The sequence below is a fragment of the Capsulimonas sp. genome, from assembly GCF_039929585.1.
Classification (GTDB): Bacteria; Armatimonadota; Armatimonadia; order Armatimonadales; family Capsulimonadaceae; genus Capsulimonas.
On record NZ_JBDSQY010000216.1, the window covers coordinates 1 to 6,016 of the forward strand.

At 63.0% G+C, this 6,016-nt stretch carries 5 protein-coding genes; all 5 read left to right on the forward strand.

Annotated features, from left to right (window positions below):
• On the forward strand, positions 1–1,806 hold a 1,806-nt coding region (locus tag ABIZ35_RS15835), incomplete at its 5' end, for a hypothetical protein (RefSeq protein ID WP_348220890.1).
• On the forward strand, positions 1,803–2,795 hold the full coding sequence (locus tag ABIZ35_RS15840) for a Gfo/Idh/MocA family oxidoreductase (protein WP_348220891.1): 993 nt from the start codon (positions 1,803–1,805) through the stop codon (positions 2,793–2,795). The genes ABIZ35_RS15835 and ABIZ35_RS15840, both read left to right, overlap by 4 nt.
• The gene (locus ABIZ35_RS15845) at positions 2,792–3,799 is read left to right on the forward strand and encodes a Gfo/Idh/MocA family oxidoreductase (RefSeq protein ID WP_348220892.1); all 1,008 of its coding nucleotides are present in this window, start codon (positions 2,792–2,794) and stop codon (positions 3,797–3,799) included. The genes ABIZ35_RS15840 and ABIZ35_RS15845 overlap by 4 nt, the downstream gene beginning before the upstream one ends.
• Before the next feature lie 356 nt (positions 3,800–4,155).
• Positions 4,156–4,911 (forward strand): spherulation-specific family 4 protein, encoded by a 756-nt coding sequence (locus tag ABIZ35_RS15850; RefSeq protein WP_348220893.1) that lies wholly within the window; start codon positions 4,156–4,158, stop codon positions 4,909–4,911.
• Positions 4,912–4,949: 38 nt separating this feature from the next.
• The gene (locus ABIZ35_RS15855) at positions 4,950–5,828 is read left to right on the forward strand and encodes a sugar ABC transporter permease (protein WP_348220894.1); all 879 of its coding nucleotides are present in this window, start codon (positions 4,950–4,952) and stop codon (positions 5,826–5,828) included.
• The last annotated feature ends 188 nt before the right edge of the window (positions 5,829–6,016 follow it).

Here is a 6,016-nt window from a genome sequence, read left to right on the forward strand (position 1 = left end):
GGATTGAAGACGGTCGGCGGCGACAAAATCGTCCAAGGCACGCTGCGCAATCTCACGCCGCGCGATCGTAATGTGACGGTGTACTATGTCGAGCGCTTCGACGCCGCAAAGCCCGTTTGGTGGAACCACATTCGGGACGGCGTCCCCGCGACGGAATCTCGCGAGTATGCTGGCTTGACCCAGGCCGGCGCCGGCGCGACGGGGCAGCTGTCGCAGTACCCCTTCGGCTGCGTCACTGGGACCGGCGCGGGCCGCGCTCTGGGAACGCCGCCCTCACTCGGAGCACGCATCGCCCGGATCGCGTTTCGCCCCGACACGCACTTGATGTTCCTCGCCTGCGATCTGGCGCTGACGGCGAAGGGCGACACGGCGAAGCACGATCAAGCCCCCGTCGCCGTAGCCCGCTACGATGTCGATCCCGCCTGGGGATTCCGCGACGCCGCCGCCCGGTTCTACGCGCTCTTCCCGGACGCCTATCAGCGGCGCGCCAAGGCCGAAGGCATCTGGATGCCGTTCACCGATCCATCCAAGGTTTCCGGCGTAGCTGATTTTCACTTCGCCTATCACGAGGGCGACAACAGCATCGCCTCCGACCGCCGTAACAAAATTCTTAGCTTCAAGTATGTCGAACCAATGACCTACTGGATGCCGATGGCGAAGGGCGCGCCGCGCACCTATCCCGAGGCGATGAAGCTGGTGAAGCAGATCGCCAAGAGCAGCGATCCCATTGCCGCCCATCAAGCGCAGGCGGTGCTCTCCTCCGGCAGCCAGGACCTACGCGGCCAGTTCAATGTCGCCTTCCGAGATACGCCCTGGTGCGACGGCGCCGTGTGGGTGCTCAACCCCAGCCCCCGAGTAGGAACGGCGTCGGGACTATGGACCAAGGCGCGCCTGAACCACGCCGGCTCGCCGATCCCCGGAGCGGCCAATCAGCCGGACGGCCAGTATTTGGATTCTTTGGAAGCCTGGGCGGACGTTCTGGACTACCGGCCCGAAAGTCTGCGCGCTTCCACCCAGGCGCTGTGCTTCCCGCAGGGCGGCGGCCGCCCTACCCTGCCGACCTGGGTCTCGGTGTATGAATCGACGGAGGCGCTGTCCAAAGATCTGCACCGGCACGGCAAGCTCTTAATGGCGAACTCGGTGCCGTGGCGTTTCTCCGCCTTCGCCCCACTGCTCGACGTGATGGGAACCGAAACAAACATGTTCAGCGACGCCGGCGAATGGGCGCCGGAACCGGACGCGATCATGAACCTGCGCCGCACGGCCTCCTACCATAAGCCTTATTTGCTCTTGCTGAACACGGATTTCACCAAGGTCAGCCATGAGAACATCGCCCGCTATTTCGAGCGGTGTCTCTTCTATGGCGTGTATCCGAGCATGTTCAGCGTCAACGCCGCCGACCATCCGTACTGGGAAAATCCGGCGCTTTACAACCGCGATCGGCCCCTCTTCAAAAAGTACATCCCGGTCCTCCAGCGCCTCTCCGCCGCCGGCTGGGAGCCGATTACCTGGGCGAAGGCCGCGCAATCGGACGTATGGCTGGAAAGATATGGTAAGAACTACTTAACGGTGCTGAATTCGAAAGACTCGGCCGCAAGCGCCGTTATTCACATCGACGCCGCCAAATTCGGCTCCGGCGCGCGATCGGGGAAAACGCTTGTCGTACGGGACGTCTTAACCGGGCGTACGATCCCGGCGAAGATTGCGGGGAGTACAATCTCCGTCCAATTGCCGCTTCGGGGACAGGAAACGCGAGTGCTGTCCTTGGGCCTGACACAGTTACGCAGGAAAGGATCCAACTCATGACATATCGTGTGGCCCTGATCGGGGCCGGAACGATGGGCGACGTCCACGCCCGCCACTGGAACGCCATGCCGGGCGCCGAAATCGTCGGCGTCCTGGACCCTCGGGCTGACGCGGCCCGCGCCGCCGGACCGGCGTTCGCCGACTGGGACACGCTGATTTCCCAGTCCAAGCCCGACATCGTCGATATCTGCACCCCAACGCCGTTTCACCGCGAGTACGTGGAGAAGGCGGCGGCGGCCGGCAAGGCGATCTTCGTCGAGAAGCCGCTTTCGCGCAGCATCGAAGACTGCGACGCCATGCTCGCAGCTGTCGAGAAAGCTGGCGTGCCCGCAATGTCCGGCCATGTGCTGCGCTACTTCCCCGAGTTCGCCGCCGCCAAGCGCGCGGTGGACGCCGGTACAGTCGGCAAGCCGATCACCATCCGCACGGCGCGTATGGCCGGCTTCCCGGACCTGGGCGGCCGCCCCAACTGGTACGCCGATCCCGCGCAGAGCGGCGGCCTGGTGCTGGATATGATCCTGCACGACTTCGACTGGCTGCGCTGGACCTTCGGCCCGGTTACGCGGGTCTTCGCCAAGGGCCTCTACGGTCAAGAAGAGTACTTCGGAGATCTGGACTACGCTCTGGTGACCCTGCGCTTCGCCTCCGGGGCCGTGGGCCATGTGACGGGCTCGTGGGCGCACCCCGGCGGCTTCCGGACGACATTGGAGATCGCGGGCGACGCGGGCCTCATCGAGCATGATTCGGACCGAAGCGCGCCGCTTTCGGCGATGCTCAAAACCAAGGGCGGCGCGGGCGGCGTCGCGGTGCCGGAAAGCCCGATGGCGCCGACCGAGGATCCGTATTACCAGGAGCTCGCCGCATTCGTCCACGCGCTGCAAAACAACCTGCCGCCGCCGGTCACGCTTCAGGACGCCCGCGAGGCGACCCGGATCGCGCTGGCCGCATTGGAGTCCATTGAGACCGGAAAGTCGGTGACGCTGTCATGACATTGAAAATTGCAATCTTCTCCTTCGCCCATATGCACGCCCAGTCCTACGCCGCCGCCATCGCCGCCAACTCCGGCGCGGCGCTCGTGGGCGTCTGGGACGCCGACGCCGCGCGCGGGCAGGCCATGGCGGACCTCTACAAAACGACGTTCTACGCCTCCGAGCGCGAACTGCTCGCTCAGGGTCTGGACGGCGCCGTCGTCGCCAGTGAAAATGTCCACCATCGCCGTCTCGTCGAGATGGCGGCCGAGGCGGGCGTCAAAGCGATCCTCTGCGAAAAGCCGCTCGCGACCACCGTCGCGAACGCCCGCGCCATGGTGGACTACTGCGCCGCGCGCAATGTGAAGCTCGCAACAGCGTTCCCGTGCCGTTACTCGCCCGCCTTCCAGAGCCTGCTTCAGAAGGTCCAGAGCGGGGCCGTTGGTAAGGTCCTCGCCATTCGCGGCGCCAATCGGGGCAAGGCTCCGGGCGGCTGGTTCGTGGACAAAGCCCTCTCGGGCGGCGGCGCCGTGCTCGACCATACCGTCCACGCCGCCGACCTGAACTGGCTGCTGCTCGGGCGGAACGCAGCCGAAGTTTACGCCGAAATCGGCAGCGAGTTCCAGCACGCCGCGTGCGAGGATACGGGCTTCCTGACCATCAACTATGATGGCGGAGTGTTCGCCACTCTCGACACGAGCTGGTCCCGCCCAAAGAACTATCCCACCTGGGGCGATGTCACCATTCAAGTCGTCGGCACGGAAGGCGTGATTGACGCCGACCTATTCGCGCAGAACCTCGTCTGCTACGATGGCGCGGCGGGAACCGCCTCCTGGTCCAACTGGGGCAGCGGCACGGACACCGAAATGATCGCCGACTTCCTGCGCCTCACCGCCGGAGAAGACACGCCGCGCCTGGCGACCGGCGAAGACGGCCTGCGCGCCGTGCAAATCGCATTGACGGCTTATGAATCCGCCGCAATGGGACAGCCGGTTCCCGTGGCGGCAGCGGCAATGAGGGATTGAGATAACGGAAACGGCCGGCGGTTAATGAGTTCCGCCAATCAAATAATGTAGCCACACGGAGACGGCCGGCGGTTAAAACCGCGCCTCCGAGAGCGCAGAAACCCACCTGCGTGGGTTACATTATCGAACACGGTATCGCCTTACGAAAGGCCAAGCATCAGGCGGTATCGCCTCGGATTATGTAGTCCACGCAGGCGGACTTCTGCGCTCTTGCAGGCGAGGTTTTAACCGCCGGCCGTTTCCGTGTGGATTACGTCACTAAATCGGCAAATTGCACAAACCGCCGGCCGCTCCGGAATTGATCGCGTCAATCGCCCGCTACACAGTGGGCAACGCATAAACCAAAGGACACGAAATTGCAGAATAGACAGTGGATGACGATGGGCCTGCTTCTGACGCTCGCCGCCAGCCCCACCTGGGCGCAGAGTCAGCGGATGGCGGTCCCGTCTTACTTCGGGCCGGGATCACTGTGGACGAAGATGGGCGCGGCCGCGCCGCATGTGGGCCTGACGATCATCAACCCGAACAGCGGCCCCGGCGAGGCCGTGCGCGCGGACTATGTCGATCAGGTCAAGGCGATGCAGGCCAAGGGCGTCCGTGTGCTGGGCTATGTCCACACCAGCTACGGCAAGCGCCCCATCGCGGAGGTTCAGACGGAAATCGATCGTTTCAACCAATGGTATCATGTCGATGGGATCTTCTTCGACGAATCCAGCAACGACGACGCCAGCCTGCCCTATTACAAACAGTGCCTCACAGTCGCCCGCGCCGGAAATCCCAAAGCCATTGTGATGATCAACCCCGGCACGCCCGTGACCGAAGGGTACATGAATGTCGCCGACGTGATCCTCACGTTCGAGAGCGATTACAATGCTTACCTCAAGCGCGCTCCCGACGCCGCCTGGGTGGCGAAATATCCGGCTCGGCGCTTCATGCATCTGATTTACGGCGCGCCGGACGCCGCCGCCATGCGCAAGGCGGTTCAACTGGGCAAGAAATGGCATGCGGGCTGGATGTATGTCACGCCCGACACCCTGCCCAACCCCTGGGATACGCTGCCGGAAGGCGCGTACTGGTCCGGCGAGCTCAAGACGCTGGGCGCCGCCAAGTAATTGGATGGTCATATGAGACGATCGAAAAGGGCAAGTTCATGGTATCCGCAAAGAAGAGCCTCGTTGGTTATGCGTTCATCAGTCCGTGGCTTCTGGGTTTCCTGGCGTTCACGGCATATCCGTTTCTGACAAGCCTTTACCTGTCGTTCACGCGATACAACATCGTGCAGACGCCCGTTTGGGTCGGCGGAGCGAACTACCACAATCTGCTCACCGGCGACCCGTTATTCTGGAAGTCGCTGGGCGTCACGTTCCATTTCGCCCTGATCGCGGTGCCCCTGGGAGTGATTCTAGGCGTCACGCTCGCGCTGCTGCTCAACCTTGACCTCAAGGGCATGGGCGTCTACCGAACGATCTTCTTTCTGCCGTCGATCCTGCCCACGGTCGCCACATCCGTCGTGTTCTTGTGGCTGTTCAACCCGGAGATTGGGCTGATCAATCGGATCCTGCGCGCAGTCGGCGTCACCGGGCCGGAGTGGCTGCAAAGTCCGCAGTGGGCGCTGCCCAGTTTGGTAATCCTTTCGCTCTGGGCGGTCGGCGGGAGCATGGTGATTTATCTCGCCGGCCTCAAGGACATCCCAACCCATCTCTACGAAGCGGCGACGATCGACGGCGCGACCGCCTGGCAGCGCCTGCGCCACGTGACCCTGCCGATGCTCTCCCCGGTGATCTTCTTCAACCTGATTATGGGCGTCATCGGCGTGTTCCAGTACTTCACCGAGGCGTATATTATGACGCCGGGCGGCGGGCCGGAAGACAGCACGCACTTCTACGCCGTCTATCTGTTCGAGCGCGCCTGGCGCTATCTGGATATGGGTTACGCCAGCGCAATGGCCTGGGTGCTGTTCCTGGTGATCATGGTCATTACAGGCCTGCTCTTCTGGACACAGCGCCGCTGGGTTCATTACGAAGGCTGACATTGGTATTGCATCCTCACAAATGCTGGCTCTTTCCACAGCTGAAGCAGTGGCCTAATCAGGGGTAAGCCAGCTAAAGCAGGCTGCGGATTTGCAGGACACGGACGAATTTCTCTGGCAGTCGGCTTCAGCCGCCTTCCCACTGACTAGACCACTGCTTCAGCTGTGGGAAGGGGGGATGCGAGCAT

Coding starts and splice junctions, on each gene's coding strand:
- ABIZ35_RS15845 (WP_348220892.1), top strand. CDS start 2,792: ATGACATTGAAAATTGCAATCTTCTCCTTCGCCCATATGCACGCCCAG.
- ABIZ35_RS15840 (WP_348220891.1), top strand. CDS start 1,803: ATGACATATCGTGTGGCCCTGATCGGGGCCGGAACGATGGGCGACGTC.
- ABIZ35_RS15855 (WP_348220894.1), top strand. CDS start 4,950: ATGGTATCCGCAAAGAAGAGCCTCGTTGGTTATGCGTTCATCAGTCCG.